Source organism: Gallaecimonas aegicerasi, assembly GCF_045291545.1.
Lineage (GTDB): Bacteria > Pseudomonadota > Gammaproteobacteria > Enterobacterales > Gallaecimonadaceae > Gallaecimonas.
The window spans coordinates 2,016,075-2,042,577 of the sequence record NZ_CP149514.1 but is presented as its reverse complement, the minus strand read 5'-3'; the positions used below and the strand labels follow the sequence as shown (position 1 = coordinate 2,042,577).

The window sequence follows — 26,503 nt, the reverse complement described above, 5'->3', positions numbered from 1 at the left end:
AGGTGATCCATGCCCGTTCAAATCCTGCCAGGTGCCCCCGCGCTTTCTGATTTTCGACTGCAAAAACTGCTGGCCACCAGCGCCAGTGCCGGCCTGAGTATTGGCCGCATCAGTGCCCGTTATGTGCACTTTGCAGAAGTAAGCAAACCACTGGATGAACAACAGCAGCAGCGCCTGGTGCAGCTGTTGAAATACGGCCCGGATGCCAGCGCCGAGTCGCTTAGCGGCAGCCGCTTCGTGGTAGTACCGCGGCCCGGCACCATATCGCCCTGGTCATCAAAAGCCACCGATATTGCCCATAACTGTGATCTGGCGGCGGTATTGCGGCTGGAGCGGGGCGTGGTCTACGAGCTGGATGTTGCCCTGAGCGAAGATGAACAGCGTATTTTTGCCGCCTTGGTCCATGACCGCATGGTAGAAGCGGTGCTTGGTGATGAAACCGAGGCCGAGGTGTTATTCGAGCATGCCGAGCCGGCGCCGCTGGCCAGCATTGATGTACTTGGCCAGGGCCGTCAGGCGCTGGCCGAAGCCAACCTGCGCATGGGCCTGGCTCTGGCCGAGGATGAAATCGACTACCTGGTTGATAACTTCCAGGCGCTGGGCCGTAACCCCAACGATATTGAACTGTACATGTTCGCCCAGGCTAACTCTGAGCATTGCCGCCACAAGATTTTCAATGCCGACTGGACCATCGACGGTGTTGTGCAGCCCAAATCGCTGTTCAAGATGATCAAAAACACCTTCGAGCAGACTCCGGATTATGTACTGTCCGCCTACAAAGATAATGCTGCTGTGATGACCGGCTCCACCGCCGGGCGCTTTTTCCCGGATGGCCAAAGTGGCGAATACCAGTTCCATCAGGAACCGATCCACATCCTGATGAAGGTGGAAACCCATAACCACCCCACCGCTATTTCTCCCTTCCCGGGGGCAGCCACCGGCTCAGGCGGTGAGATCCGCGATGAAGGCGCCACGGGTGTCGGCGCCCGCCCGAAAGCAGGGCTGACGGGTTTTAGTGTTTCCAACCTGCGTATCCCCGGTTTTGAACAACCCTGGGAAGAGGATTTTGGCAAACCGGAACGGATTGTCAGCGCCCTTGATATCATGATCGAAGGGCCACTGGGCGGCGCTGCTTTTAACAACGAATTCGGCCGCCCGGCGCTGCTGGGTTACTTCCGTACCTATGAAGAAAAGGTCAATTCCTTCAACGGTGAGGAAGTGCGTGGCTACCACAAGCCCATTATGCTGGCCGGTGGCCTTGGCAACATCCGTGAAGAACATGTTCAAAAAGGCGAGATCCCGGTTGGTGCCAAGCTGATTGTGCTCGGCGGCCCGGCCATGAATATCGGCCTGGGTGGCGGTGCCGCGTCATCCATGACCTCCGGGCAATCGGCCGAAGAGCTGGATTTTGCCTCGGTACAGCGAGACAACCCGGAAATCGAGCGCCGTTGTCAGGAAGTCATTGACCGCTGCTGGCAGCTCGGTAGCGACAACCCCATCTGCTTTATTCACGATGTCGGCGCCGGTGGCTTGTCCAATGCTTTCCCGGAGCTGGTCAGTGATGGCGATCGCGGTGGCCAGTTTGAACTGCGTAAGGTGCCCAACGACGAGCCGGGCATGAGCCCGCTGGCCATCTGGTGTAATGAATCCCAGGAGCGTTACGTGCTGGCGGTGCCGGCCGACAAACTGGCGCTGTTTGAAGCGATTTGTGCGCGTGAGCGGGCACCTTTTGCCGTGGTAGGGGAGGCAACCGCCGAGAAAACCCTGCGCTTGAGCGACCAGCATTTTGGCAATACCCCCATTGATTTGCCGTTGTCGGTATTGCTGGGTAAGCCGCCGAAAATGCACCGCATCGTGCAAAGCCAGCAGGCACCGGGTAATGCCCTGAACTTCGACATCAGCCTGGCCGAAGCGGCCGAGCGGCTGTTGCGGTTGCCGACAGTGGCGGAAAAAACTTTCCTGATCACCATCGGCGACCGTTCCGTGGGTGGCCTTACTGCCCGCGATCAAATGGTTGGCCCCTGGCAAATACCGGTAGCCGACTGCGCGGTGACCGCGGCCAGCTTTGACAGCTACTACGGCGAAGCCATGGCCATGGGCGAGCGCACCCCGGTGGCGCTGCTGAACCATGGAGCCTCGGCGCGGCTGGCTGTCGCGGAGAGTTTGACCAATATCGCCGGCACCCAGATAGGCTCGCTCAAGCACATTAAGCTGTCAGCCAACTGGATGGCGGCCGCCGGCCACCCCGGTGAAGATGCCGGCCTGTACGAAGCCGTTAAAGCCGTGGGTGAAGAGCTGTGCCCAGAGTTGGGGATCACCATTCCGGTGGGTAAGGACTCCATGTCCATGAAAACCCAGTGGCAGGATGGCACGGTAACAGCGCCGCTGAGCCTGGTGGTTACCGCCTTTGCCCGTGTTGAGGACGTGCGCCGTACCGTCACGCCGATGCTGCGCACCGATCAAGGGGCCAGCCGTCTGTTGCTGATTGACCTGGCGGCCGGCCAGCAGCGCCTGGGCGGTAGCTGTCTGGCGCAGGTAACCCGCCAGCTCGGTACTGACACTCCGGATTTGGATGATGTCGCAGCTTTCAAAGGCTTCTTTAATGCCATGCAGGCGTTGGTGGCTGAAGGGCAGCTGCTGGCTTATCACGATCGTTCTGACGGTGGCCTGTTTGTCACCGCGACGGAAATGGCCTTTGCCGGCCACTGTGGGGTGGACTTAAAGATCAGCACCCTCGGCGACGATGCCATGGCGGCACTGTTCAATGAAGAGCTGGGTGCGGTGGTGCAGGTGCGTGACAGCGATCTGACGGCGGTGATGGCCACCTTTGCCCGCCACGGTATTGAACCGTTAGTGCATGATATTGGTCACCCTAACGATGACGATCAGATCCGCGTTTACCACCATGGCCAGACAGTACTGGCCAACAGCCGTGGTCATTACCGTGCTATCTGGGCGGAAACGACCCACCAGATGCAGCTGATGCGGGATAACCCCGATTGCGTTAGCCAAGAGTGGGCTCTGAAAACCGATGACAGCGATCCGGGCATCAACCCGGTAGTGCCTTTTGATCTGCATGAAGACGTGGCGGCGCCCTATATTCTCAAAGGTATTCGCCCGGCAGTCGCCATTTTGCGTGAGCAAGGGGTTAACTCCCAGCAGGAAATGGCCGCTGCCTTTACTCGTGCCGGCTTCAAGGCCGTTGATGTGCATATGTCGGACATTCTGGCTGGCCGTGAAGATCTCAGCCAGATGCAGGGTCTTGCCGCTTGTGGCGGCTTCTCTTACGGCGACGTACTGGGGGCTGGTGAAGGCTGGGCCAAGTCCATTCTTTTCAACGCCCGTGCCCGTGCAGTATTTGAGGCCTTTTTTGCCCGCCAGGACAGCTTCTCTCTGGGGATCTGTAACGGCTGCCAGATGATGTCCAACCTCAAGGATATTATCCCTGGTGCCGAGCAGTGGTCTCGGTTTGTCACCAACAAATCCGAGCGTTTCGAAGGCCGGGTGGCTACTTTGCTGCTGGAATCAACGCCGTCGGTATTGTTTACCGAAATGGCAGGAGCGCGGCTGCCCATCGCCGTATCCCATGGCGAAGGCCGCGCCGAATGCCGTGACGATGCACACCTGGCAAGCCTGCAACAGGCTGGCCTGGTGGCTGCCCGGTACGTCGATAACCACGGCCAGGTCACCGAACAATACCCGCTGAACCCCAATGGTTCCCCGGCTGGTATTGCCGCCCTGACCAGCCGTGATGGCCGTGCCACCATTATGATGCCGCACCCGGAGCGGGTACACCGCACCATCGCCCACTCCTGGCACCCGGACAACTGGGGCGAAAACAGCCCCTGGATGCGCATGTTCCAAAACGCCCGCAAGTTTGTGGGTTAATAAAAAGCCCCGCTGTTGCGGGGCTTTTTTATTGTTGGTCTTTTTTGCCTAACGCCTGCCAGGGTGTCAGGCCGCGCTTTTTGGCGCTATAGCGGTAGAACCCGGCCATGGCCATGCCAAATAACAGCCCTGCCAGCAGGCTGGCCATAATGGCGCCGAGCAGGCCAACGCCGTTACTACGCCAGATCAGCGCGTACATCAAAATGCCCCACAACAAGCCGAAATAACCGCCCAGCAGCACGGTGTTCTGCCAAAAACTGTTGTAAAGCGGTGGTCGCGTTTTCATGCCCAAACGGTGCAATAAACGCAGCAATGGCGGGTGAGTTTGCTTGGGCTTGAAGCCGGCGGCGGCCAGTTCAGCCAGTGCCGCTTGGTATTTTTCTTCGTAGGTCATGGTGGTTATTTCAATAAAGCGTTGCCGGTCATGCTAAGGCAAGGGCAAAGATGCGTCCAGCTACGCCGCCGGCAGGCGGTAAGTGCCGCCATTTTCCTTGCGGTTAACGTGCTGCCCATCCCGATACGAACGGTAGTGCTCAGTACACCAACGGCACGCCGCTGAGTGTTGGCGATAACCCTTTGTTACCTGCGCCAGCCGCGCAGGTAACAGGTGCCGGTTAGGGTGTCAGGGTCAGCTGCCAGCGGCTTTCCTGGGGCATCAGCGGCTCCGGTTTACCTTGTTGCCAGTCGCTCTGGCCGTCCAGGTAATAGGGGCTGAGTGGATTGTCACTCTGACCACCCGGCATTACTAAAATGCCCCGGTCTTCCTGGCCGGGAGTGACTACCAGCCGCTCGGAGGCGCCAAAGGCGGTACCGGTAACGTGCACGGCAAAGGCATTACCTGATTGCGGCACCACCGGCGCATCAATCAGCTTGCCCAGCCAATCGGGCAGGGCGGCAGACAGTGGGTGGCGAATGTGGCTCAGATGCTGCTGCCCCCAGCTTGGCCAATCGGCACGCGCGGTGTCTGCTACCAAGCGGGCTGCTGTTTCTTGCAGTAGCGCCGACCAGCTTTCAAAGCCGGTTGGCAGATAAGCTGCCGGCTGGCTGGTAACCAGGGTGCGCAGCGGGTATTCCCATTGGCTGGAAATACCATGAACGCGAAAGCCGGGCAGTGTTTTTTGCAGTGCATAAAAAGGTGCAAACAAATGGCTCAGCAGTTGCTGGCGGTATTGCTCTATCAGCCAGAAACCTTGCGAGGCGGCGTCAGCCTGACCATCCCAATTAGCGACCAGACGCGTGGCCTTGACCATTTCCGGTGATGGCGGCAGGCCTTTTAGGGCCTGTAACAACTGTTGTTGCCAGAAATCATAAAGAGGTACGCGGTTGTCCATCTGCAGGGCAAAAAAGCCTTTTTCCTGCCAGCGGTCTTTACTGCGCAGCACATCGCGGATGCGCCCAGCCCGTTCTCCCAGGGCGTAGCCACCATCGCCGATGCGATCCAGTTCGGCGCCACCGAGCATGCGCTGGTTAGCACTCCAGATCCGGCCGCCGGTGGGGTTAATGCGCCGTGGGTAGGCGCTGGCGGGCAAGCGGTCATGCCAAACATGTTCACCATTACTCAAATCAACCGGGGCTAGACCTTCATAACCCAGGCGTTCGGGAATGGGGCCGGCCAAGGTCCAGGCGATGTTGCCACGGGTATCCACCACCACCATGTTTTGGGTGGGAATACCCAAGGTTGGCGCCAGGGTCAGGGCGCAGCTGACATCCGGGCAGTCCACCAGTTTTCTTAGCCGCATATTCACGGCGTCCGGGCGGTGGGCTTCCCATAACTGGGCGTAGGGGCGGCCGTCGGGCAGGGTGCCCATTATCGGCCCCCAGCGTGTGTCTTTGATGGTCAGGGTTTCACTGTGGCCACTGGCCGAGCGAATGACTTCTTTATGGATCTGGTAGGGTTGCGGCCCTTGAGGGGTTTGGTAGCGGTCTTTGCCGACCGGGGTGATCACCGCCAGATCGGAAAAATCACCATAGCTGTTGGTAAAGCCCCAGGCGATATGGCCATTACTGCCCACCACCAGCGCCGGTGCACCGGGTAGCGTCAGGCCAACCCAGAAATGTTCCTTGATACGGGCCGCGGCGCGATACCAGATATTGGGTACCCGCAGGGTTAAGTGCATGTCGGAGGCCAGCATGGCGGCGCCGTCCTGGGTAAAGCGGCCCGCCACGGCCCAGGCATTGGAGCCGGGGTTCAGTGGTGGCGCCGGCTGGCTGGCGATATCGAGGTTTGGCAGCGGCTGCGCTGGCGGCTGTTGTGGCGTTGGGAAGGTATCGTCCAGGGCCGCATCCAGGCTGCCCCCGAAGGGGAACCAGAACTGTTGCTGAGCCGGACTCAGGCGCTGGGCCAAGGCTGCCAGGCTCCATTCCCGCTGGCCGATATCGCCTTGCAGATCCAGATACATAGCGTCGATCACCAGCAATGAATCCGCCGGTTGCCAGGGGCGGGGTTGCTGACGCAACAGCCAATATTCCCAGGGGCGGCTATGCAAGGCTTTGAGGCCGGCATTCACGCCCTGGGTGTAGGCCTGCAAAATGGCGCTGTCTTCGGCGTTCATACTGGCCAGCGCCGCTTCCGCCCGGGCGCGAAAACGGTGGCGGCGAATGTTGCGGTCATAGGGCAGGGCTTTGTCACCGACCAGTTCCGCCAGTTCTCCGGCAGCGGAGCGGCGCAGCAAGTCCATCTGAAAAAACCGCTCCTGGGCATGCAGGTAACCCAGTGCCCGTGCCAAGTCGAGGTTATTATCCGCCTTGATACGGGGTACGCCACGGTTGTCACGATCAACAACTACGGCCTTGTTAAGGCCCTTGAGCTGAGTGTTGCCTTCCAATTTGGCAGTACCGCTATACAGCACGGCTACAGGAGCCAGTAAAACCAGTACAATAAAAAGTGCGCTAAGCCGCCATTTCACGATATTTTCCTTGCCGTTTTCAGCCAGTTCTTCACAATACCTCACATAACGATACGAAAAGGCCAAAGTTCTGGCCAGAAGAATGATCCTTGCGGCCTTAGCCGTCGTTGGAGGGTGTGATGATGTTGCCACTTTGGTGGCTTGTTGCCGGGCTGGGTGCCCTGGCACTGATACTGGTAGTACTGTGGTTGCGGGCACGTCGCCATGCCCTCAGCAGCCAGCAACAGCTGGATAGCCAGGCGCTCTGGCAGCGAGTACAGAATCAACTCCACGAGCAGGCCGAGACCGGCCTAATCTGCCTTACCTCTGAACTGGACATTTCTTTCGTCAGCCCTTCCTTAAATGCTCTTTTTGAAAACAGCACCACGGTAACCGGCCGCCATGTCACGGCTCTGAAACTGGACTGGCCGTTATCGGCACTGCGTAGCTGGCGGGACGGTAAATCCGCTTATTTCGATCAGCGGGTTCCCGGCTTTCGGCTGGTAGGTTACCGCCGCGACGGCAAGTTATGGCTGCAAGTGATCCGGGAAAAAGCCCTGGCCCGGATGCGCCAGCAGTTGCGCCTCGATGGCGTTACCGGCCTGCATAATCGTGAAGGCTTTATTTTGCGCCTGGCCGAGCAGGATTGTAGTGCCAAGGTTCTGGCGCAACTGAATCTGAGCCGCTTTCGGCTGGTTAATGACAACCTGGGCCTGGAAGCCGGTGATGCGCTGCTCCGGGCTTTGGGCGACAGTATCAAAGGGGCTCTGCACCATGGTGAGTTTGCTGCCCGCCCGGATGGCGACACCTTCTGGTTACTGCTCAATGGCGATGACGATAAATGGCAGCCGCGCCTGGAAGCGCTGATCCGGGTGTTACATGACGCTATTAACCTGGCTGGCCATGAGGGCTTGCCGATCACTATCAAGGCCGGGGTGAGCGATTGTGACAGCGACCTGAGTGCCTGGGAATGGCTGCGCCGCGCCGATCTGGCCTGCCATCTGCCGTCAGATTTACCCTGGGTGCGCTTTAGTGCCGACCATCCGCTGCTACTGGAGCGGCATCAGGCGTCCCATTGGGCGCAAAAGGTCAGTGAAGCCATCCACAATGACGGTTTCCAGCTCTATTTCCAGCCACTCAAAGCATTGAAACCCCACACCGGGCCGATGCGGGTTGAGGTACTGGTACGGATGCTGGGTGAACATGGCGAGCTGGTCAGCCCGGGCCGTTTTTTGGGGGCTACCGAATATTTCCAGCTCACCTCGCGGCTTGACCGCTGGGTGATCAAGTCAGTGATCCGCTGGCTGAGCCGCCACCCGGAACTGCATGACCAGCTCATTCTGGCGGTCAACCTCAGTGGTGAAAGCCTGTCTGACAGCCGCTTTGCCTTGCTGATCCGCCGCTGGCTGCGTGACGCCGGCGTGCCACCGCGCATGCTGTGTATTGAGATCACCGAATCGGTGGCTATTCATAACCTGCGTGAAGCCAAACGCTTTATGGCGACGTTGCAAGAAGCCGGGGTTCGCTTTGCCCTGGATGACTTCGGTAGTGGCTTTTCTTCGTTCCGCTACTTGCAGGTGTTGCCGGTGGATTACGTCAAGATTGACGGTGGTCTGGTGCAGGATCTGCTCAGCAGCCGCCGTGATCGCACCATTGTTCGTGGCATTGTGTCGGTTTGTCGGGTCTTGGGGTTGCCGGTGGTGGCGGAGTTTGTCGACAAGCCACAGCTACTGGAATATATCCGCCGCATTGGCCTGGACTACGCTCAGGGCAACCTGATTGGTCGCCCCTCGCGTCTCGATTTATTGCCGCTGGAATTGCAGCATCAGCAGGAAGAAGAGGCTATCTCAGACGGCGTCGAGGGCTCCTGAGACAATCGGCTTCTGGCCACGCTGGGCCTGCGGTTTGTGCAGGTAGGTTTTCATCTGCCGTTGCAGCTTTTGCACCATGTCAGACAGCGCTACGTAGCCGTCATTATGGCGGGCTTTGGCCACCAGCTCTCCATGGGGCAGGCCAATGGTGGCTTCCATCACTACGGCATTGCCGTCGCGGTCTATCACCACTTTCGGGTGAATAAGGTCTACGTCAAAACGTTCCAGTTTTCCCAGTTGTTGTTCGATACGTTGTTGCAGGGCAGCGGTGACAGGTTGGGTACGGCTGGTGATGTCGATACGCATTACAGACCTCCGTTACGCGTTGTATTCACTCTGTTCGACTTTCACGCTACGCCTTTTGTTCCAGGCTGTCATGTGATCTTTGTCACTTTTTTCCTGAGCTTGATATCGCGCAAACCGAACCGTGATTGGCGCATCAAAAGTGGTCTTTGGGGGCTTGTTTGGGCAACATAAGCAGAGCATAGTTGAGAGGATTTCACCCCCGTGCAGCAAACCCACATTCATGTTTTTCGCCTGATCCTCTGGCTGGCCGCCGGCGCCATGTTGCTGTGGCTGACCGTAGCCGGGCTACCTTACAACCTGCTGCACTTATCACTGTTCTGGGCCTTGCAGGGGCTGTTTTTGCTGGCCACCGCCAAGCAGCAGCGTTATTGGCTGCTGCTGATGCTCGACATGCTGCTACTCACCGCGCTGTTTGCCCTGTCGGGTGGCCGGGCTAACCCCTTTGTCAGTTTGTATTTGTTACCGGTGGTGATTGCCTTACTGGCGCAGCAGGAGCGCCAGGCCCTGCGGGTGGCATTGACCGCCGTGATTGGCTACAGCCTGCTGATGCTACTGCCGCTGGATCACGGCTGGCATGGCCGCGACCACTACTGGGGCATGTGGGCCAACGCTATGATGACGGTGCTGATCCTGCTGCTGTTTGCCGGCCGCTTGCGGCGGGTCATGAGCAAGCAGGACGAAGCCCTGCATACCCTGCGTGAACAGCAACTGCGCTCCGAGCAGGTGGTGGCGGTAGCGGCTCAGGCGGCGCTGGCGGCGCACCAGCTGGCCACGCCGTTGTCGGTGGCGCAACTGACGGCCGATGAATTGGCAGAAGACAATGCCGACCCACGGTTACAGGAGCTGCGCCGGGCCTTGCAACAAAGTGCCGGCCAGGTGCTGGCCATTCGCCAGGCCGCCGAGCCGCAACCGGCGGAAGCCATGGCGTTGGCGGCCATCATGGATGACTTGTTAGCGCGCTTTCGTATGTTGCACCCGGCCACGGTGGTAACAGCACCAGCCCTGGCACAGCAGCAGGTCAATAGTGACGCGACGCTGGTGCCAGCGCTTTTAAACCTCTTGGATAACGCCGCCCAGGTCAGCCAGCAAATTCATCTGAGCTGCGCAGATGGCGGCAGCCACTGGTTGCTGCGTATTGACGACGGTGGCCCCGGGCTTGGCCCGGAACTGGCGCGCCGGCTGGGCCAGCCGCTCCCTTCTGACCGCCATGACGGCCCAGGGTTGGGGCTGTTTCTGGCCCATGCCAGCCTGGAGCGGCTAGGGGGCTTTTTACGGGTACGAGACGGACAACTGGAAGTGGGGTTACAAAAAGGATGACATCGCTGCTGTTGCTTGAAGATGACTTGCCACTGGCCGCAACGCTGTCGCGTATTCTTGGCAGTAAAGGCTTTGTAGTGACACATGTAAGTGACACCGCGCAGTTATTGGCCAATGCCATGGCCTTAAAACCTGCGGTGGTGCTGCTGGACATGAAAGTGGGCGACAGCACCAGCTTGCCGCTGATTGAACCGCTCCGCACAGCACTGCCAACAACGCGTATTCTGGTGGTAACCGGCTATGCCGCCATTGCCACGGCGGTTGCCGCGGTGAAGGCAGGCGCCGATGATTACCTGCCTAAGCCACTGGACATGGCTTCTTTGCTGGCGGCCATCAACGGCGAAGATAACGACCCGGCCATGCTCAAACCGCTGCCCCCGGCACGGCTGGAGTGGGAACACATTCAAAAAGTGCTGGCTGAGCACGACGGTAATATTTCCGCTACGGCGCGGGTGCTGGGTATGCACCGGCGCACCCTGCAACGCAAACTGGCAAAAAAGCCGGTAAAAGGAGACTGACAGATGACCAAAGTCTGGGACGGTTTTATCCGCAGTTACCATTGGGCGCAGGTGGCGCTGATCGGCGGTTGCTGGTGGAGCGCCGAACAAGGCGAGATGGTTTGGCACCAGTGGCTGGCCATGACCCTGATGGCGCTGTGGGGGGCGCGGTTGTACTGGGGCTTTTTTGGCTCAGAAAGTGCCCGCTTCAGTGCTTTTGTCAAAGGTCCGAAAGCGATACTGGCGTTTGCCCGGAGCATGTTGACGGGAAAACCACAACCGATGCTGGGCCACAATCCGCTGGGGGCGGTGATGGTACTGCTGATGTTGCTGGTGCTGGCCGGGCAAATGGCTACCGGGCTTTTTGCCAGTGATCAGATCTTCACCGAAGGGCCGCTGTACAGCACCGTCAGCGAGGCGGTATCGGACAGCCTGACCCGGCTGCACCACCTGAACTTCAACCTGCTGCTGGCGCTGATTGCACTGCACCTGCTGGCGGTAGCCTGGCACAGCTTTAAAGGCGAAAAGCTGGTGCCAGCGATGTTCACCGGCCGCAAACCGCTCAATGCTACCGCCCCGGTGATGAAACCGCTGTGGCAGGTGTGGCTGGTTTTTGCCTTGCTGTGGGGCGGGCTCTACCTGTGGTGGGGTAGCCAGCTTTAAAAAAACGGCCTCAAAGGGCCGTTTTTTATGGCTTAAAAACGGTAGCTGAGGGTTAGCTGGGCATTGCGGGGTTTACCGTACAGGTACTGGCTGAAAAAGCTCACCTGGCTGTAATAGGTTTTATCCAGCAGGTTGTTGACGTTCAGCTGCAATGACAACTGCGGCGTCAGGGCGTAACGGCCCATCAGGCTGACCAGCGCATAAGCGCCTTGCTTGAGCTGGTAGCTGGCGCCGGTGACCGGGTTAGTGCCGTTGTAGTAGATGCGGTCTTGCCAGTTAACACCGCCACCGACAGTCAGTTGCGGCAAAGCGCTGAAGTTATAGGTGCTAAACAGCTTAAACTGGCGCGTCGGTTGGTCGGTATTCACGGCCACCCCGGCGGCGTCTTTGGCCAGGTACTGGGTATAGCCGGCGTTGATGTTCCAGCCATCTACCGGTTGCCCTACTACTTCCACTTCAAATCCTTTACTTTCAGTACCTTGCGCTGCCAGGTAAGCCTGATTGATAGACCCCGGCACGGTGTAACCAGGGTCGGTTTGGGCCAGATTGTCCTGTTGGATATCAAACAGGGCGACCGAGGTGTGCAAGCGGTCGTGCAAGAAGCGGCTTTTTACGCCAATTTCGCTGGCTTTGCCTTTGAGCGGGTCCAGAAAGTTGCCGTCACGGTCCTGATAGTTCTGCGGCTGGAAGATCTCGGTATAGCTGGCGTAGAGCCGGTGGTGCGCGTTCAGGTCATAAAGGGCGCCGGCATAGGGCACAAAAACGCCGCTGTCGCCAAAGTCCAGAGTGGTGCCGTAGCTGACACCGTCACGGCGCCAGTTGGATACCCGGCCGCCGACAATCACCTTAAAGCGCTCAGTCAGGTTCAGGCGGCTGGCTGCATAAAGGCCTTTTTGCGTGGTGGTTTGGTCCTGGGCAACGGTGCCGCTGCTGGCCCAGTCCGGCTCCGGGTAACTGCTGCCACTCCAGTGGTTGATGTCACTGGACAATAAGTCGTAGCCACTGGCGGCAAAGGCATCGGCTTTGGCGTTCTGCTTGCTGTACAGCAGGCCGGTGACAAAGCTGTTGTCCATGCCTAAGAGCCGGTAATCCCCTTGCAGTTGCATATTGATGCTGCCCTGCTTGCTGGTGCCGGAAGAGCGGTAAGGGTAAGCGCTCAGTGCGCCGGTGCTGGTGTCAACAGTGCCAAAAAGGTACAGCAACTTGGTATCGGCGCTGTAGTTCATCTGGTTAAGGTTCAGGGTCCATTGCCAGCCATTACTGAAGGTATGGATGAGGTTGGCAAAAGCGCTTTTGTTAATAGTTTGCCAGCGGGTCCAGTCGGCGGTGGTGGTGCTGCTGCGGTCAAAATGGCTGGGGCTGCCGTCACTGTAAAAACTGGCCAGGCCGCCCCAGAAAACCCCTTTGGGCTGGTTTTTCTGGTAGCTAAGGCCCAGTTGCAGCAGGGTGTCGGTACTGAGATCGGCATCCAGGGCGCCGTACAGTACGGTGGTTTTGTTGTGGTAGCTGTCAGTAAAGGTATCGCCTTCATCATACTTGGCCACCAGCCGCCCCCGCACCGAGCCATCGGTATTCAGGCCATTACTGACATCGGCGGTGAGCTGGCGGTTGTTCCAGCTGCCAATGCCGGCGCTGGCATAGCCGCGCAAGTCACTGTAGGTGGCGTGTTTGCGCACCAGGTTAATGGAGGCCGACGGGTTACCGGCGCCGGTGAGCAGGCCGGTGGCGCCGCGTACAAATTCAATGCGCTCATACAAAGCGGTATCAATGATGGTTTCACCGGAGTCACCGGCCAGGCTCCACGACAGCGGCACGCCGTCTACCTGATAGTTACTGATCTCAAAGCCGCGTGACTGAAAGGTATTACGCACGTTATCTACTTGGCTGCTGGACACACCCACGGCAGCATTGACCACATCCAAAATGGTATCTAAGTGCTGATCCTGAATACGGTCTTTGGTGATCACACTGACCGACTGTGGCGTTTCTTGTAGCGTCAGGCCCAGGCCGGTGGCGGTATCAATCACCTTGCCAATGGTGTAGTGGCCGGTAACGGTGATCCTTTCTGGCTGCTCGTGGCTGTGCTGCTCGGCATCCTGGTTTTTGTCAGCAGCCTTTGCCTGGGGAGTTAACGCCAGTGCCACCGCGGTGGCCAGGGGAAGTACAGCAAAAGTAGGGTAGTGCATTGTTTTTACATCTCAATCGCAACAGGGGACTGAGAATATAATGGCAATGATAACGATTATCAATACGGATGTGTATTAAAAAGGGAGCCACCGTCTGGGTGGCTCTTGCTATTAGCGGTTTTTAAAGTCGCTATGGCAGGCTTTGCAGTTCTTGGCGGTAGTCAAAAAAGCCGGCTTGATCACATCCATTTGCCCGGTTTCGGCTGCCTTTTCCAGGTTGGCCGCATCATTTTGAAAGTGCGTCAGGTGTTTTTTAAACTCGTCCATGTTCTGCCAGACGGCTTCTTTAGCCTTGGTTTTACCCTTGTCTGAGCCGGGGTAGAGGAAGCCTTCCAACGGCATCTTAGACAACGCAGCCAGGCTCTTGGCCCGGTACAGGAAGGTGGCTTCATCAAAGGGCGCTTTACCCTTGACCATGGCCCCCATTTCACCAAAGTGCGCCGCTACCAGGGTAAACACGGACTGGCGGTAGTGAATGGCATCGTCTTTGTTATCAAAAGCCTGTGCTGCCGGGGCCAGTGCCAGCAGTAGAGCCAGGGCCGGTAATTTCATTGGTTATCTCCATGTAAACAATGTGGTGTTTTGGTTAATTTAACACTCTTCCGGCCACAATCAACTGCTGCTTTGCTAGCCAGCTGGCGCTTGGAGTCGGCGCCTGGGCTCTGTTATACTCCCACTCTACTTTGGGGCCGATTTGGATTCGACGGGGATCACGAAACCCAAGGTGCATGCCGAGGTGCGGTTGGCCTCGTAAAAAAACCGCAAACTAATAGTCGCAAACGACGAAAACTACGCACTCGCTGCCTAATAAGCAGTAGAGAGCCCTTCCCCCTTAGCCCGCCTGTCGGCTTTGGATCAGGAAGGTCAAACCAGACAGGATCGCGTGGCGGCTTCGCCTGGAGCCAAGACGTTAAAACCAATCAGGCTCGCTACCTGACAGCCTGTCGACCGGCGTTCTACGTAGTTAACTAAAAGATCGACTAAGCATGTAGTACCGAGGATGTAGGGTTCACGGACGGGGGTTCAAATCCCCCCGGCTCCACCAAACAAACAAAAAGGCCACCGTAAGGTGGCCTTTTTGTTTGTTTGAAGGTATTGGTGGTGTGAATGAACCCCACGGGTTCACCAATCGGCAGGATAGCCGATTAGCACAGCGCGTAGCGCTGCCCGCAGGGCGAGCACCAGGGATGGTGCGAGTGAAATCCCCCCGGCTCGGCTTCCGTTAGGAAGCCTCAGCTAACACAAATCGTGATGGCCCGAGTCACCAGTTTGCCGGGAACAAACTGGAACAGCCGCAGGCTGGCCCCGAGCGCAGCGAGCGGGTGAGGCGCAAGGACGCGCCGAATAAATCCCCCCGGCTCGGCTTCCGTTAGGAAGCCTCAGCTAACACAAATCGTGACGGCCCGAGCCACCAGTTTGCCGGGAACAAACTGGAACAGCCGCAGGCTGGCTCCGTGCGTAGCGAGCGGGTAAGGCGCAAGGACGCGCCGAATAAATCCCTCGGATATATACAAGATATGACCTAGGCTCGGAGTGAGATAGAAATCACTTAGTAAGAAAGGGATTGATAATTCAAAACGGAGGTATATTTCTGGATTTAAGCGCACCACATAAACTAAAGAGACATCCCTGCGCCATTATGCTTCAACCAAGAAACATGTTTTTGATAGTCCGGCATGACTTTATCAACCAAATTCCAAAAAGAAGCACTATGATTTCGCTCAATGCGGTGAGCAAGCTCATGCACTACGATGTAATCCAGGACTGCGAGTGGTGCCATCAGGCAACGCCAATGAAAGTTGAGGTCGCCTTTTGGTGAGCACGAGGCCCAGTGGTGCTGAAGCTCCATGACTCGGATTGCACGATAATCCACTCCTAGCTTTGGGGCGAAATGCTCTACCCGTTTACTAATGCGAGATAGCCCTTTGGTGCGATAGAAGTGTTTGAATAGCTCGCTACCATATTCCGCTTTATCACGGCGCATCAGGAAGTAACCATTTTTCAGGACCAAATCTTCTTTCTGCTCGTCCACCAGCTTTAAGCGATAATTACAGCCCAGGTAGGGGAAGCCCTCACCGCTAACGAACTCCCGCTCGACTTTGGTGCGGTTAAGATCTTCCCACTCAGCAAGATTGCGATAAATCCAGCTCCGTTTTTCTTCAATGATGCTCTCTACTTTTTCAATATCGTAATTTTCAGGCGCAAGCACAGTAACACTCCCGTCCCGTTCGATAAAAATGCTGGTGGTCTTTCGCTTGCTCTGTTTCAAGCTGTATGTGATATCTTTGTATTGCATTAGTGATATTTTTTCTTATCTTGCTTTGGTGAATTGCAGTCACGAAGCTGCTTTAGCGCTTCATCTACCAGCAACTGCTCTTCCGTTCGGGTAATTCCATATTTCGCTTCATCTTGCCCTCGTTCAGCTCGATTCCGCTCTACTGAAGCTGGAAACTCGGACACAACCCGCTCTCCTCTAGATAGAAAACTCTTTATTGGTTGTCGTCCTTGCGTGACTGCCAGCTCTATAACTCTAATGACTCCAGAAGACATTATTCCTACAGCAAGATCGTAAATAAAACTCCCTCTAGCTGTACTTTTAAGAGCGACAATCGGCCTTTCTTCTAAATCTGGGAAAGAGAGCCCTGATTGAATTGTGAGGATAATATCGACTAAGGCTTCGCGAACATCATCTGCAAACAAATTAAACTGCTTTCGCACCTCATACGGCAGTGTTGAATGGTCTTCTTCGTTTTCTACATAATTAATATCAGTAGCGATCTTAATCAACGCTAACTCATAGAAGCTCTCATATTGCTCTAGTTCATGGGCAAGATACAAATCAACGCCATCCAAATCATATTTCAGCATGGATAAATCTGGCTGCTCACTGATTTGTCTCTGCAACGATTTAGGATCTATAGCACGAAGTTTTTCGATAACTTCATCGATACGGTGGTTCAACGCCTGATCGGACAGAATCAAAAGCTCCCGTCTACGCGCCAGAGCCACCACCTCAATCGTTAGCTGTTCACGTGCGTCTTTCAATTGCGGTACTTTACTGAGAATAAAGCGTTTTTTTATGCGTCCTCTCAACTCAGACACTAAGTCCTCACGCTCCCAGAAATCCAGGCTGCTGATATTCTCGCCTAGCTCTTCCATGATGGCGTCGACACAAGCCTTCACCTTGTTCAATTCTTTAACAGGCTCGTCACTTGGGAATGCAATGCTGACAATCAGATCGAAGAATGGATCGGCGATTTGAGCATTTGGGCCTCGTCCCGCGTCGATTTCATCTCGCAAAGCGCCCAGTTCTAAGATCATTTGTTCCCAGTTGCCTGAGTGCTTTTTGATTATGTCATCCAGCTTCTCACTCATTTTTTTGTGAAATACTGGGTCATCATCCGCATTCACTTTGCAGTGCTTACGAATGGCGTGTTCCATCTCACTGGCTTGCGCTTGTAAATCCGGCTCTTGACCTATATGTGTCATAAACGCATTACTGAAAAGGTCAATCGGTTCAATTTTAGGGTTAATACCCAGGCTAATTAGATGTTCGTTCACAAGGTGACGAATTTTTGCGCCCACGCCTTGGAAGCTCATGCTGTCATCTTGATAACGCTGGCGCGCTTTCGCTTGCATATGCACAAACTGGTACATCGGGGTTTTGTATGAGTCAGCCAAGGAGCTCGGCATAATGATGTCCATGCTTTGAAGAAACTTCTTCAAGAACACGTTAAAACTGTCACGCTGGCGAGGATCTTCTAAAACTGCGATCGCTTGCAGCTGAACTTGATAGTGCTCATCGACACTAAGCTTCTGATTCACAAACGCTTCAATGTTGTGAACCTTGAGCTCGGTAAACAGCTGAAGCAATCGGCGGTAACGGCTTTCCAAAACCGGCACTTCGCTATCAATGTTTTGCAAGCTTTCCAGAATGTCGTCTTGATCATCTTGTGAGTACATCGACAGTGCATCTCGCAGGTGATGAGCCAGACCAATATAATCGACGATATACCCACGCTGCTTTTCTTTCGCAGTGCGGTTCACACGGGCAATGGTTTGCAGCAAGTTATGCTCTCGCAACTTTTTATCGAGATACATCACCTGTTCAATGGGCGCATCGAAGCCCGTTAACAGCATGTCGCAGACAATCAAGAAAGCGACGCCGGTATTTGGCTTGCTGTGATCAAACTTCTTTTTGAAGCTCTCGACGGCTTTTAGCTCTTTGGCTTGCTTTCTGGCATAGGTGAAAGACGCGGCTTCATTGGTGTCATCACTGGAAATCACTACCGCCGTTTTCAATAACTCAAGGCGTTCAAGCCAGGCTTTATCGATACATTGCTCTGTCTGCTTTTTATATAAGCCAATTTCTTTCGCCAACGCTTTTTCAATGTAGGTTTGGTAATGAATCGCTGCTTGCTTGGAAGAGCACACCACCTGAGCTTTAAAGCCTGCTGGTAAAATCTTCCGTATATAGTGTTTTACTAGGTCCTCAGCAATTGCTTCAATGCGCTTTTCTGCTTCAAGAATATCCCCTTCTGCACCGTACTTTTTACGGATCTCTCTTAGCTCTTCTTCTGTTCTGTCCGCAAAGAGATCTTCAAATTTGGTATCAAACCCCGCTTTATCGTAAATCGCACTGTCAGCGGTTTTACCTTCGTAGAGAATTTTTAACGTCGCACCATCATCGACGGCATCCTGAAGCTTGTATTTATCGATATAGGCTTTTTCCTGGCTAACGCCAAAACGCTTCCAGGTTGGATAAGTGTGGTGGTCAGCGATAAGCGGCGTTCCCGTGAACGCCACGCGAGTTGATTTTGGGAAAGCATCAAACAGGTTGTCTGAAAGGCTGGGACGGTCTTTTCCGCCTCGTTGGGTACGGTGCGCTTCATCCACCAAGATCAATACTTTTTCACCGGCATTGATCACGCCGAAAGGTCGATGCATGACGATTTCAGCATCAAAATCCGCTTCTAGCTCTTCAATGCGTTCAACGTCACCTGCTTCTTTTGCTTCTGCGAGATGCTTAGATAACAGCTTACGAACGGATTCCGGCAGGAAGCTGCTGTCTTGCTCTCGGAACTTATGCACCATCACCATGTTAGTGTTCGAGGTGTCGTTCGCCAGCTTCTCCTTTGCATCCTTGGTGCTCTTGATCTCAACGACCGTATCCCCAATTAACGCTGCGGTATTGGTCAGTTGCTCTTCAAGGTCACTCCGGTCGTTGACCATCAGTACCTTGTAACTTTTCAGCTCTGGATGGCGACGAAGCTTACGCACCAAGAACACCATGGTCAGGCTTTTTCCGCTTCCCTGGGTATGCCAAACCACGCCTGAACGTTGAATGCCCGTTTCGCCCTGCTCCATACGCTCAATGATTTTCTGCACCGCGCGAAATTGCTGGTATCGGCAAATCACCTTTACACGTGGACCGTTGTCAGTATCCATAAACAGGGTAAAACAACGGGTGATATCAAGCAGCCGTTGTGGGTGGAGCATGCCTTGAACGAGCTTTTCCTGGCTGCGATGGGTGCCAATTTCTGGTGCAATATAAGGCTCAGTATCGGGGTAGATGGTTTTCCAGTTGAAGTAATAATCTTCATTCGATGTGATGGTGCCCACTTTGCAATTATCACCGTAGGTGCTGATCATCAACTGGTTGGTAAAGAACAGAGCAGGTTCACCTTCGCGCAGTTTACTGTGTTCAGGCTCGCGCAAGTCTGCATAGCGGCGCAATTGGTCAATGCCTGCTGCCATTGGGTTACAGCAATGCTGTGACTGTTCTTTACACTCAATCACCACCAGCGGCAGGCCGTTGACGAACAAAACAATGTCAGGGCGAATGTGCTCTTTCCCCAACCCAGGCGTATCAACGCGAAACTGATTGATGGCGGTGAAGGTGTTATTGTCCCAGTTATCAAAATCAATCAGCTGAACAACAGGATCTTCTTCGCCTGTCAGTTCATTGCGGTCGAGCTGCCATTTGTGGAGACGGCCAATAAACTCTTCATTAGCCGCCAGTAATTTGTGAGTACCAAAGTCTGTGGCATCATCGAGCAAGACATCCAGTTGGTTATCTGTCACCCAGGGCTTACCGTCATCAGTGGTGTTGATGCGATGTACTGCGGCTTTAAAAATGTCTTTTAAGATGACTTCACGAAAAGAGCTGCGAAAGCTGGTGGTTGGGTCGGTAGGCACACCTTGCCCTAAATCCGTCACCTCCCAGCCCATGCTTTTAAGCTGGTTTAGCAGCGGCTTTTCAACCAATTGGTACTCTGACATTGTTTGATATCCTTATTACTAACAGCAAAGCATTGCCCTGCTGCCATATTTTCATTTGCGTAATCTATGCGGGTACTGAGACTTTGCCTGTTAAGAGGTCTTGCATTAGGCCGGACTTTTGGGCGTTCAATTTCTTTAGCTCATCTTTACTCGAGCTAAGCAGGCCATCAACACTTTGAAGTCTGCTCTCAATTTCTTCTTGCTCTTCAAGCGCCGGGTTTGCAACCGGAAAGGCTTTTAATTGTGTCGAATTAATTGAAGCCAAGTTAGTGGACTGTTTTGAATTAAGAACAAAGTAATGCTTACCAAAAGATGAGGCTGACCAATATGCCAAATAATCAAACCGTAGCTTTCGAGTATCGGCTCGAACCCTAAACACGTGATTTTGATGACAGCATCCTGGGATTTCTTCTCTCCACACTGTACCCCTACCTAGCTTGTCAAAGTCTCCACCTTCGTTCATCAGTACATCACCATATTGCAGAACATATTTATCCGCATCTACTTCAGGAACAGCAATACTCTTCACTTCCGATAAATCCAAGTAGCCATCTTGAACATTCGCTACACGTAAATAAGGAACAAGTACAGTTCGCACTCCCGACAAATCTTTCCCAAGAGTTATTCCAGAAGCAATCGATGCTAGATCTCCTAACACCTCAACACCCCACCCCTTCGGCAACATCCCCAATGGCGTCTTATGATAAAGCTCTGGAGCATCTTCAAACGTTGGACGAAGGGCTTTGGTTTCTGGGTCGATACCTCGGCTAAACAAATCTGCCATCATGCCTTGCTTGATAGCAGTGTATTTGTCGATGAGGGCTTGAGTGGCGTCGATTTGGTTGTCGATTGTCTTTAATATGCCTCCAATTTTTTCCCGTACGGGTAACGTAGGGAATGGAATCCACAGCTTCTTTACATCACTACTATTTATTGCTGGATAATTCGAACCAACGGCAACTCTTTGTATCTGTTGAGATATCACTTCTGACAACAAACAAGCATAAATGTACTGCTGATCATACTCATTGCCAGGGCTTAAAACGGCAAAACCAGTGGACGCTACTGTGGGGAAGTCACTGCCTTTGAACATCGCAAAGGATTTCAAGTTTGGCCTTACTGTTGACATTAAAATGTCAAAATCCCTTAAAACTCGGCGAGCCCGGCTGGGTGCTTCAGAAAACTGGTAAGTTTCTAATTGTTCAGAAATGTAACCAGTACTAACTGATGAAATGTCGATGTAACAAAAGCTAAACTTAGAATCGGTACGCCCAGATAAACTTTGTTGGTCAATTTCGGTAATTTCACCAAGCTGACGCCAACTCCAGCCACTCGGAAGCTCAGAGCCTACGCAGAAATCACTCATAGCCAAGCTCCTTCATAAAGCCAGCTAATTTGCTCGCTTCCTGCTCTCGCTTGGCAATGATGCTTTTGGCGGTAACTTGGTATTTACGGTGTAGGTTCTCGATTGCAGCGATACGGTCAAGCAACAAGGCACGCACATAGCTTTGGTATTGGCGATCTAACTCGGTTTTGAACCGCTCCAGAATCAACATTTTCGCCTGTTCTAGTGTGATTGCCGCTCGGGCAGCCTCAAGCAGTTCATCACGGCGTTTTTCGGTTTCCTTGATTTCTGCTTTCAGTTGCTTCAATTCATCTTCCAACGCTTTGTGTGCTGCAAGCTTGCCTTCAATTGCAGATGCTTCAGCAGCCGCCATTGCGCCTTTTCGCGCGTGCTCTTTTATCAGCTCAAGGTTATCTAACTGAACGCCGAGTTCATCCGCGAGCGCAAGAATCTCGCTATGAACAGCAAAGTTCAGCTCTTTAGCCGTTAGTCCTTTAGAAAAATCCCCTTGCTTGGTGCCTTTTGGAAGTTCAGCACTGTTTTTCAGTTGGATAAACGCATCTTTGATCTGGGCTTTCAGCACTGCCAGGCTGGTTTTGATCGTCGCTTTGTGATCTTTTAGCTCGTATTTAAGCTGTTTAACATACTCAGACGGCAGCGCAGGGTTTTCATCGGTCGGCTCGTAGTCTTCTTCATCGGCTGCATCAACAAAGGCTTGTAGCTCAGTGATACGCGCTTGTTTGATCTCCAGCTCTTCCACCACATCCGCGCACTGGCTGGCAAACAGCACTTCGTCTGGAATGAGCTCTGCATTCCAGCCGCTTGCAGCAACAGATTTAAAATCGGCTTCCAATGTTTTAAACCAATCTGCTAACGCACCACGCACCTTGTATTGGTTGAGCAGTTTGATCGGCATTAGGTGCTTTTCAATGGTGTTCAGAGATTCACGGCGCAGTGCAAATACACCTTCATCACCGAGCTTTTTGTCCCCCAAAGCTTCAAAGCCAGCAAAGTCTTTTTTCCAATCATCCAACACGGTTTGGAAATCCGTATGTTTTTTCAATACTGCTGGGTAGTTTTCAATGTGCGGCTTAAGCGATGATAGCGCTTCAAATTCTTCAGAAAAGTCTTGTAACTCGTTGTTAGAACGTGGAACGAACAGGCTTTCTTTCAAGCCTGGGTAATCATTCCAAGTGTTTTGCAGCGCATTAATTTCTTGGGTTGGAATACCGCCATTTAAGTGCGCTTTAACGTTTTGAGGCTCAGGTGCAGGGCTGTTATCGACATAGCGGCGAATATTGAGGTTGTAACCTTCACGCGCCAGTTCGTCTTTATGAACCAAACGCGCATATTTTTCGACGCCCGGGTGCTTTTCATCTTCCAGCATCGCTTTGTAGACGCTGGTGATTTTCTCAATATCTTCAGGGCGTAGGCTGTTTTGGTTTTTGCCCTCACGATATTCACGGTCAGCGTTAATAAACAGCACTGAGTCACGGTTTTCACGCCCTGCTTTGTTTAGCACCAACACACAGGCTGGAATGCCCGTACCGTAGAACAAACCTTGCGGCAGACCAATCACGGCTTCAAGAATGCCACGCTCAATAAAGTCTTGGCGGCAAGTACGCTCTTCTGCGCCACGGAACAATACACCATGAGGCATTACCACAGCAGCTTTACCGTTCGCTTTAAGCGAGGCCACCATATGCTGCACAAACATCAAGTCTGCTTTTTTACCAGACTCTGGCATAAAGGTGTTGAAGCGTTCTTTGAGCTGCATATCCGCTTTCTTGTAGTTTTGTGAAAACGGCGGGTTGGCAATTACGCGGTCGAAAGGACGCACTTCACCATCTTTGGTTCGGTGCAGTGGTGTGGCTAGCGTGTCACCATTTTCAATGTCTGCACCACCTGTTCCGTGCAAGATCATGTTCATCTTACAGATAGACCAGGTGCCGCCATTGTCTTCTTGGCCGAACAGGTGAATTTTCTTAACGTTGCCGCCCGTTTCCTGCACGTAATTGCGACTTTGGATCAGCATACCGCCCGAACCACAGGTGGGATCGTAAATCTCCATGCCTTCTGCAGGCTCAAGAATTTCTACCAGCAAGCGCACTACTTCGGCAGGGGTGTAGAACTCACCACCTTTTTTGCCTGCACTGTCAGCAAAGTATTTGATCAGGTATTCGTAGGCTGCGCCCAATAGATCGGGGAATTCGAAATCATCATTTGAGAGTGGGATGCTGTCAAAGTGCTGAATAAACTCAACCAGACGCTCATCAGGTATAGGCTTTTTACCCACCTTACGGTTGAAGTTAATGTGCTTGAGTACGCCTTCCAAGCCTTTCTTGGTATTGCTTTCTTCCAATGCTTCCAGTGCTTTGTTAAGCCCAGAGCCTACGTTGGTTTTCAAGTGCTTGAGGTTTTCCCAACGCGCTTTTTCAGGCACGTAGAAGTCGAACTGTTCTTCGTCTTCCAGCAAAAGCTCGATTTCATCATCGTCATGCCCTTCTGCTTTAAGCTCGCTGACTTTTGCTTGATAGTCTTTATGGAATTGGTCCGACATACGTTTAAGGAACAGGATGCCGAAAATGTACTCCTTGTATTCGGAAGCATCCATTTTGCCTCGAAGGATGTCACAGGCTTTGAATAGCTTGCTAGAGAGTTTGTTTAGCGTCAGTTTTTGCATAGTTTTTATAAATTATTTTTGTTCCGTCCGTACGGAAAATTTGAATTCGATAATCACTTAGGCTTAGAGGGTAATGCTTGCCAACAGGCTACTCACCTGCACTTTTTTGCTTCTCAATCCAGGCTTCGAGATCTTCACGTTTGAAGCGCCATGAGCCACCTACTTTAAAGCCAGGTAATTTGCCTTCACTAGCTAGTCTATATGCCGTCTTCTCTGCGAGCTTTAGGTAAGTTGCAACTTCTTTTAATGTTAATATTTTATCTATCATTTCAACGTTTTAGCTCTCACAGGAGCCATGAATGATTTTGATGTTGAGAGAATATGGGAAAATTGGGGAATAGGCAATCTTATTGATCGCAATATGGGATGAAATTCATACAGTCCAGCTTTTTCGGGAGGAAAAGTTTGTCTAAATAAGGGCATTCTTTCCTTAATTCGATAAGGAAACGCAGCCCTTAGTTGATTGGACGAACAGGCATGCTGAGGCTTTAAGTCGCCTTACGTAAGCAGGCACCTTTACTGAACACAGCGCAGAGCTTGGTATGGCGGTTCGAAAGGCGGCCAGCCAAGTTCTGTAGTTGTTCGTATTCCCCTGCCGTACTCGGGTGGTCATACCTCTACCTTACTGGCTGTTCATTTTTTAACAGTGGTGCCGATAGGTACGAGATGGCCTTGAATTATGCTCTCTCGACAAAATTAATCTATGTGATTGATATTATTGAGTTCGTGAACTATAGCGAGTGGGGAGGAGAGCATGAAAAAACAGCGTGGCGTCTACTATAGTTAATGCTCGCTTCGGTGCGAGTGCGGCAAGGCTTACGGTTGATTGGATTGTTCAACCTGTGGCATCGCGGCGATGGTGCCCATCAACAGTGATGGGGCTGGTTATAGTTGGGGGGAAGGATCGACCATGAATATTAATGATTTCACCATTCGTACCAAGTTCTCCATCCCATTACTGCTCATTGTCATACTGACGTTACTGATCAGTTTTCTGAGTCTTACCGGGAACAGCCGTTTGTCAGCAGACACGCAGCGTTTGTCAGGTGTTTTTTTAGAGGCGGTTGATACCGGCCTTAATGCCGATCGGGACCTTTATCAGGCTCTGACCGCCAGTCAAAGTTATATTCTCAAGAAAAGCGAGGGTAACAACGATACCGCGAAAGAGCGCCAGGATTTCAATGAAAATGCTCAGCAGGCGCTGGATCGCATGCACAAGGTACTGGCGTTAGTGCAGGATTACCCGGAGATCCTTTCTGCACAAAAAAGTTTTGAAGAGGATTATCAGACATGGCTTAAGTCAGCTAACAAGGTTTTTGTATTAGCTGATGAAGGCAATATTAAACAAGCCACTGCTTATAACAGCTCTGAGGTAATGGCGAACTTCAGTAAGCTTCGCCAACATTACGATGAAATTGGCGCCAAGGTGAAAATGGTCGCTGATCAAGTAGCCAAACAAGCGAAAAGTGCCGCGGAAACCCAAAACACTATTCTGGTTGTCGTTATTTTATTAGTGATTGCCGCTTGTATGGTGAGCATTTTATTTGGGCCCAAACTGGTCACAACCAGGGTGAATCATCTGGATAAAATGATCGCTACCATTAGCGAAGGCGAAGGGGATTTGACTGGCCGCCTGGATGCTAGTGGTAAGGATGAGTTGTCGCGGCTGGCCGGTACCTTTAACGGCTTGATTGGCAAACTTCAGCAGCTTATCGGCACGGTTAAATCTGATGCTCAATCCCTTGACAGCACAGTGATAAAACTAAATGAGTCGGCGGATAAAAGTCAGCATATTTCCAACGAACAAAATAGCAGCCTCGATCAGATTGCCACGGCGGTAAACGAATTGAACCATGCCGTTCATGAGGTGGCGAATAACTCACAAACGGCATTGGCCGAAACCCGCAATGCCAAAGAGAAAGCTTCCAGTTCCTCGAAGGTAGTAGGGCAGTCGGTAGACAGTATCAATGAATTATCAACAGCGGTGACATACGCCAGCGATGTGATCAGTAAACTGGCGAGCGAGTCAAAAAACATTGTGCAGGTATTGGATGTGATTCGTGGAATCGCTGAGCAAACCAACTTGCTGGCGTTGAATGCGGCCATTGAAGCGGCCCGTGCCGGGGAGCAGGGGCGGGGGTTCGCGGTTGTGGCTGATGAAGTAAGAACCCTGGCCAGCCGAACCCAGCAATCCACAGAAGATATTCAGCGGATGATTGTCGGCCTGGAAAATGGCGTTAGCGATGCCGTTAATGCCATTGAAACGGGAACCAATCAGCTTGATAACGTTGTGCAGTTATCTGCTGATATTCAGACGGCCTTACAACATGTTGATGATGCGGTCTCCACGACCAACGACATGATTTACCAAATTGCCACCGCCACAGAAGAACAGAGCTTGGTGGTAGATGAAATTAATCGCAATGTCACCACGTTGAATGGCTTGTCTCAGCAAAGTTTGACGCTCACCCAGAACACCAAACAGGTTTCTGATCATTTATCCGGCATAGCCAGTGGCTTAAGCGGCAATGTGGGGCGCTTCAAGGTTTAACCGGCTCAGTAAACAAGCGGCGCCGCTTG

At 53.1% G+C, this 26,503-nt stretch carries 16 protein-coding genes and 1 other RNA gene; 7 read left to right on the top strand and 10 right to left on the bottom strand.

The window, feature by feature from the left end:
* Positions 1-9 precede the first annotated feature (9 nt).
* Positions 10-3,888 (top strand): phosphoribosylformylglycinamidine synthase, encoded by a 3,879-nt coding sequence (gene purL / locus WDB70_RS10055; protein WP_406663922.1) that lies wholly within the window; start codon positions 10-12, stop codon positions 3,886-3,888.
* Between the two features lie 28 nt (positions 3,889-3,916).
* On the opposite strand, the gene WDB70_RS10050 is transcribed toward purL, so the two are convergent.
* Together WDB70_RS10050 and WDB70_RS10045 are read right to left on the bottom strand one after the other, a co-directional pair.
* Positions 3,917-4,282, bottom strand: coding sequence for a DUF6404 family protein (locus WDB70_RS10050; protein ID WP_406663920.1), 366 nt, complete (start codon positions 4,280-4,282; stop codon positions 3,917-3,919).
* A 220-nt stretch (positions 4,283-4,502) separates the two neighbouring features.
* A complete protein-coding gene (locus WDB70_RS10045; protein ID WP_406663918.1) occupies positions 4,503-6,794 on the bottom strand; it encodes a penicillin acylase family protein in 2,292 nt (763 codons plus the stop codon).
* A 119-nt stretch (positions 6,795-6,913) separates the two neighbouring features.
* On the opposite strand from WDB70_RS10045, the gene WDB70_RS10040 reads away from it, so the two are divergent.
* Positions 6,914-8,644, top strand: coding sequence for an EAL domain-containing protein (locus WDB70_RS10040; protein WP_406663916.1), 1,731 nt, complete (start codon positions 6,914-6,916; stop codon positions 8,642-8,644).
* Here WDB70_RS10040 and hpf read toward each other — a convergent pair.
* On the bottom strand, positions 8,621-8,950 hold the full coding sequence (hpf, locus tag WDB70_RS10035) for a ribosome hibernation-promoting factor, HPF/YfiA family (RefSeq protein ID WP_406663914.1): 330 nt from the start codon (positions 8,948-8,950) through the stop codon (positions 8,621-8,623). The two genes, WDB70_RS10040 and hpf, sit on opposite strands and share 24 nt — an antisense overlap.
* Positions 8,951-9,151: 201 nt before the next feature.
* Here hpf and WDB70_RS10030 point away from each other — a divergent pair, with 201 nt between their 5' ends.
* The 3 genes from WDB70_RS10030 to WDB70_RS10020 are packed head-to-tail and all read left to right on the top strand — an operon-like array spanning position 9,152 to position 11,427.
* Positions 9,152-10,267 carry a sensor histidine kinase gene (locus tag WDB70_RS10030; RefSeq protein ID WP_406663911.1) on the top strand — a complete coding sequence of 372 codons (1,116 nt, stop codon included), beginning with the start codon at positions 9,152-9,154 and terminating at the stop codon, positions 10,265-10,267.
* Entirely contained in the window at positions 10,264-10,785 is a 522-nt protein-coding gene (locus tag WDB70_RS10025; protein WP_406663909.1) for a response regulator transcription factor, read from the top strand. Before WDB70_RS10030 ends, WDB70_RS10025 begins: the two co-directional genes overlap by 4 nt.
* Positions 10,786-10,788: 3 nt before the next feature.
* Positions 10,789-11,427, top strand: a complete 639-nt coding sequence (locus tag WDB70_RS10020) for a cytochrome b/b6 domain-containing protein (protein WP_406663907.1) — start codon at positions 10,789-10,791, stop codon at positions 11,425-11,427.
* Positions 11,428-11,459: 32 nt separating this feature from the next.
* Here the strand turns inward: WDB70_RS10020 and WDB70_RS10015 are convergent, their stop codons facing one another.
* Positions 11,460-13,613, bottom strand: a complete 2,154-nt coding sequence (locus WDB70_RS10015) for a TonB-dependent siderophore receptor (RefSeq protein ID WP_406663905.1) — start codon at positions 13,611-13,613, stop codon at positions 11,460-11,462.
* Positions 13,614-13,724: 111 nt separating this feature from the next.
* Positions 13,725-14,165, bottom strand: a complete 441-nt coding sequence (locus WDB70_RS10010) for a c-type cytochrome (RefSeq protein WP_406663903.1) — start codon at positions 14,163-14,165, stop codon at positions 13,725-13,727.
* Between the two features lie 133 nt (positions 14,166-14,298).
* Here WDB70_RS10010 and ssrA point away from each other — a divergent pair.
* Positions 14,299-14,658: a transfer-messenger RNA gene (ssrA, locus tag WDB70_RS10005) on the top strand.
* A 570-nt stretch (positions 14,659-15,228) separates the two neighbouring features.
* Here ssrA and WDB70_RS10000 read toward each other — a convergent pair.
* From WDB70_RS10000 to mads1, 5 genes are all read right to left on the bottom strand, one after another.
* Positions 15,229-15,909 (bottom strand): M48 family metallopeptidase, encoded by a 681-nt coding sequence (locus WDB70_RS10000; RefSeq protein ID WP_406663901.1) that lies wholly within the window; start codon positions 15,907-15,909, stop codon positions 15,229-15,231.
* Positions 15,909-19,895, bottom strand: a complete 3,987-nt coding sequence (locus WDB70_RS09995) for a type I restriction endonuclease subunit R (protein WP_406663899.1) — start codon at positions 19,893-19,895, stop codon at positions 15,909-15,911. Before WDB70_RS09995 ends, WDB70_RS10000 begins: the two co-directional genes overlap by 1 nt.
* Positions 19,896-19,959: 64 nt before the next feature.
* Positions 19,960-21,261 carry a restriction endonuclease subunit S gene (locus WDB70_RS09990; protein WP_406663897.1) on the bottom strand — a complete coding sequence of 434 codons (1,302 nt, stop codon included), beginning with the start codon at positions 21,259-21,261 and terminating at the stop codon, positions 19,960-19,962.
* Positions 21,254-23,923: a type I restriction-modification system subunit M gene (locus tag WDB70_RS09985; RefSeq protein WP_406663896.1), complete on the bottom strand. Its 2,670-nt coding sequence runs from the start codon at positions 23,921-23,923 to the stop codon at positions 21,254-21,256. Before WDB70_RS09985 ends, WDB70_RS09990 begins: the two co-directional genes overlap by 8 nt.
* 88 nt (positions 23,924-24,011) lie before the next feature.
* On the bottom strand, positions 24,012-24,191 hold the full coding sequence (mads1, locus tag WDB70_RS09980; protein WP_406663894.1) for a methylation-associated defense system helix-turn-helix domain-containing protein MAD1: 180 nt from the start codon (positions 24,189-24,191) through the stop codon (positions 24,012-24,014).
* A 642-nt stretch (positions 24,192-24,833) separates the two neighbouring features.
* Between mads1 and WDB70_RS09975 the strand changes: the two genes are divergently transcribed.
* Positions 24,834-26,474, top strand: a complete 1,641-nt coding sequence (locus WDB70_RS09975) for a methyl-accepting chemotaxis protein (protein WP_406663892.1) — start codon at positions 24,834-24,836, stop codon at positions 26,472-26,474.
* The last annotated feature ends 29 nt before the right edge of the window (positions 26,475-26,503 follow it).